Below are 3,253 nucleotides of genomic sequence, written 5' to 3'. Positions count from 1 at the left end.
CGGGGGCGACTCCGGTCCGGGCGGTCCTCAGCTCACGCCCGGCCCGGGCGGGCCCGCGCCGCGGCGACCACGTCGACCACGTCGCCGAACAGCGGGTGGCCCGGCTCCACTCCCGTCAGCCGCGCGGCCAGCTCCTCGTCCGGCTGCGGGCCGGCGAGCAGCTCGGCCAGGGTCCGGGCCTCGGCGTCGTCGGGGTCGTCGAAGCGCAGGGCGGCGGCCATCGCCTCCAGCAGCGCCTCCCGGCCCATGCCCCGCTCCGCGAGCTCGGCGGCCGGACCGGTGAAGCGCTCGTGGCGGCCGAGCTTGCGCAGCGGAGCGCGGCCCACCCGCTCGACCGTGTCCGGCAGCTCGGGGTTGGCGAAGCGGGCCAGGATCCTGTCCACGTAGGCCTGCTGATCGGCCGGGTCGAAGCCGTGCTTGGCCACGAGCAGGGCCTTGGTCTCGGCCAGGACCGCCCCGACCCGCTCACGGACCTGCGGGTCGGCCAGGGCCTCGGCGATCCTGTGCCTGCCGGCCGCCCTCCCGAAGTAGGCCGCGGCCGCGTGCCCGGTGTTGACCGTGAACAGCTTCCGCTCGATGTAGGGGCCCAGCGACCCCACCCAGGTGACCTCGGGGATCTCCGGCACGGCGTCGCCGAACGGGCCCCGCTCGATCGCCCACTCCAGGTAGGGCTCGACCCGCACGTCCAGCCCGGACCCCGGGGCCTGGTCGGGCACGATCCGGTCCACGGCCGTGTTGGCGAACACCGCCCGAGCGTCGACGGCCGCGTCGTCCAGGCCCAGGGCCCGGGCTGCCGTGCGCACGTGCTGCTCGAGCAGGTCGGTGGCGTTGATGGCGTTCTCGCACGCCATCACCGCCTGGCGGGGCGAGCCGTCGGGGCGGGCCGCCAGGCCGGCGGCGATGGCGGGGGCCAGGAACTTCAGCACGTTCGGGCCCACGGCCGTGGTGACGACCTCGGCCCGGGAGAGGTGCTCCACGAGACCCGGCTCGTCCGTGGCGGAGTTGACGGCCCTGTAGCCCTCGACGACGTGGTCCCGGCCGCCCTCGCCGGCCTCGTGGACGGTGTAGGCGGGAGTCGTGGCCAGTGCGTCGATCAGCGGGGCCGCGACGTCGGCGAAGACGACCTCGTAGCCGGCCTCGTGGAGCAGGAGCCCCACGAAGCCGCGGCCGATGTTGCCGGCCCCGAAGTGCACCGCGGTGCTCATGCGTTCACCGTCCCGAAGACCTCGAGGACCTCGTCCACCGTGCGGGCCGCCTCGAGCCGCGCCACCTGCTCCTTGTCCCCGAAGACCTTGGCGACCTGCGCGAGGATGCCCAGGTGCTCCTTGCCCTTGCCGGCGATGCCGATGACGAACCGCACCTCCTTGCCGTTCCAGTCGACGGGCTCGGCATAGCGGGTGAACGTCACGGCGGAGGAGCGGATGTGGTCCTTCGCCGCGTTGGTGCCGTGCGGGATGGCCAGCCCGTTGCCCATGTAGGTGGTCACCGACTCCTCCCGCTCGTGCATGGACGCGACGTACGCCTCGTCCACGGCGCCGGCCTCCAGCAGCAGGCGCCCGGCTCCGTCGATGGCGCCGTCCCGGTCGGTGGCGCGGCCGGCGAGGACCACGGACTCCGGGCGCAGCACCTGGGGCTCCGCCGCGGCGGTGCACGTGCGGGTGGCCTCGCCCCTGGCCCCGCCGCCGTCCTCGGCCTCCGGGGCGGAGTCGGCTCCGCCGCTGGTGCCGATGGTCGCGGGAGCCTCGACCCCGCCGGACGCCCCGGTGGCCTGGGCCTCGAGGGCCTCGACGATCTCGTCGTAGCGGGGGCTGCCCATGAAGTTGTCCACCGTCACGACCTGCGCGCCGGGCACCTTCGGCCGGGCCCGGGTCGCGAGGTCCTGGTGGACGACGACGATGTCGAAGTCGTCGGTGAGGTTGGCGATCGAGGCGTTGGTGACCTTCACGTCCTCGAAGCCGGCCGCCCGGACCTTGTTGCGCAGCACCGAGGCGCCCATGGCGGAGGAGCCCATCCCGGCGTCGCAGGCGAAGACGATGTGGCGGACCGGAGCGCCCTCGGCCAGCGCCCGGGCGCTGTCGCCGCCGGTGTCCGCGCCCCCGCTGGAGCCCAGGACGGCGGAGGAGACGGTGGACTTCTTGCCCTTCATCGACTCCATGCTCGCGGTCGCGGCCGCCAGGTCGCCCTCGCCCCTGTCCCGGGAGGCCTTCAGGATCACCGAGGCCACCACGAAGGACACCGCCGAGGCCACCACCACCGCCAGCACCACCCCCACATAGGAGTCCGAGGCCGTCTGGGCCAGCACCGCGATGATCGACCCCGGCGCCGCCGGAGCCCGCAGCCCCGCCCCGAAGACCGTCAGCGTGAAGATCCCGCTGGCCCCACCGGCGATCGCGGCCAGGATCAACGCCGGCTTCATCAGCACGTAGGGGAAGTAGATCTCGTGGATCCCCCCGAAGAAGTGGATCAGCGCCGCCCCCGGGGCGCTCGCCCGGGCCGCCCCCCGCCCGAAGACCATGTACGCCGCCAGGATCCCCAGCCCCGGACCCGGATTGGCCTCCAACAGGAACAGGACGGACTTGCCCTGCTCCAACGCCTGGGTGGTGCCCAACGGGGTGAGGATCCCGTGGTTGACCGCGTTGTTCAAGAACAGCACCTTCGCCGGCTCGATCAGGATCGAGGTCAACGGCAGCAACCCCCGCGAGACCAAGAACTCCACCGCCGCCGCGGCCGCCCCGGAGAACACCAGCACCGCCGGACCGATCACGAAGAACCCCACACTGGCCATCAGCGCCCCCACGATCCCCGCGGAGAAGTTGTTCACCAGCATCTCGAAACCGGGCTTGATCTTCCCGTCCCAGATCCCGTCGATGCGCTTCATCAACCACGCCGTGGCCGGGCCCATCAGCATCGCCCCGATGAACATCGGGATGTCCGCCCCCACGATCACCCCCATCGTGGCGATCGCCCCCACCACACCACCACGCACGTCATAGACCATCCGCCCACCCGTGTAGGCGATCAGCAACGGCAGCAAATACGTGATCATCGGGCCCACCAGACCCGTGTGCGGATCCCCCGCCGCGTCCTCCCCGAACCCGCCCAAGGGCCCGAACGGGGTGAACCCCGCCTCGATGAAGAACGCCGTGATCAGCCCCCAGGCGATGAACGCCCCGATATTGGGCATGATCATCCCCGACAGGAACGTCCCGAAACGCTGCACATGCGCCCGCGCCGCGGACGACCGCCCACCCGC

2 protein-coding genes are annotated in these 3,253 nt (G+C 72.6%); both read right to left on the bottom strand.

What is annotated here, in order from left to right; translation table 11 throughout:
- Positions 1–32: 32 nt before the first annotated feature.
- Entirely contained in the window at positions 33–1,205 is a 1,173-nt protein-coding gene (locus ACH9EU_RS06955; protein ID WP_396413214.1) for a mannitol-1-phosphate 5-dehydrogenase, read from the bottom strand.
- Positions 1,202–3,253, bottom strand: a 2,052-nt coding sequence (locus ACH9EU_RS06950) for a PTS mannitol transporter subunit IICBA (protein ID WP_396413213.1), incomplete at its 5' end; no start/stop codon positions are given. The genes ACH9EU_RS06950 and ACH9EU_RS06955, both read right to left, overlap by 4 nt.

The organism is Kocuria rhizosphaerae, assembly GCF_044462265.1.
Lineage (GTDB): Bacteria > Actinomycetota > Actinomycetes > Actinomycetales > Micrococcaceae > Kocuria > Kocuria rhizosphaerae.
This window is presented reverse-complemented; position numbering and strand designations above follow the sequence as displayed.